This window comes from Escherichia sp. MOD1-EC6842, assembly GCF_002965705.1.
GTDB classification, from domain to species: domain Bacteria; phylum Pseudomonadota; class Gammaproteobacteria; order Enterobacterales; family Enterobacteriaceae; genus Escherichia; species Escherichia ruysiae.
On record NZ_PTRF01000053.1, the window covers coordinates 1 to 978 of the forward strand.

Consider the following 978-nt stretch of genomic DNA (forward strand, 5'->3'; position numbering starts at 1 on the left):
TTACCAGTCGGCGTAAGGTATCAGCGGCTGCGGCGGTAAATCCATGTCGCCCTGCCATCCGGCGGCGGAATACCGCACGTAGAGCAGGAAATGGCTTGGCGCATAATCTTTCGCCTGCTGGATATCAATTGCCGTACCGACAAACCAGTTGGACGTGACCCGACGCTCAAGTAACGCCCGCGCCGTGTAGCCAAAGCCCTGACTGCTGCCGCCGTCGTTGGTCTGGCTGGCGGCATCCTCTTTCCAGTCCGTCGGGATCAGGTTCATCAGCGGATAACGCGGCATGGTTTTGGTGCGCGAATGCGACCACGAGCCAGACGCGCCCAGCTCCCACGACCAGTTTTCCGTCCGCTCACGCCACATCACCGGTATGGCAAACGACAGGTATTCCTGCGGGCTGTAGTAACCGCCCTGACCGAGTGAGTACCCACTCAGGTCTTTGTCGTAATGCCAGATCATATTGTTCAGGCCGACAGTGACGCGGCGATTATTCTGGTTGATGACCTTATAGTAATAGCCCGTCATCCAGCGCACGCGCCAGTTATCTTCGACATTTTTGCCGGTTAACTGGTCGCCGCTAAGGGATGCCCAGACGCCGTTCGCTTCACCTTTATCGTAGCTCAGACTCAGCCCCACGCCATCGGCACGCACACCGCCCCATTTTTTCCCGGTATTGCCCGGAGAGTCTTTCTGCCCGCCAAAGGCCAGTAACGAACTGGAGATGGGGCGACGATGGGCGTTAACGGTGTAACCAAGCGGCCCGATATCGTCGCTGTAACTGATGCCACCGACCACATCCACCACGTTGAAGCCCATCGGTGTGGTGCCGATATCCCAGCTCCAGACGTCATTTCGCCAGCCGACCGCCACGCTGGCGCCGGAATCCGACTGGCTGCGGTTACCGCTACAGTCCTGCAACGTACAGGTGCCCCAGTTGTTATCCCATTTACCCTCAGCGTCGGCGGAAAAACTGCCGAC

1 protein-coding gene is annotated in these 978 nt (G+C 58.6%); it reads right to left on the reverse strand.

The window, feature by feature from the left end:
* The coding region (locus A7Z29_RS23040; RefSeq protein WP_105290907.1) for a cellulose synthase subunit BcsC-related outer membrane protein at window positions 1-978 on the reverse strand (978 nt) is incomplete at its 5' end.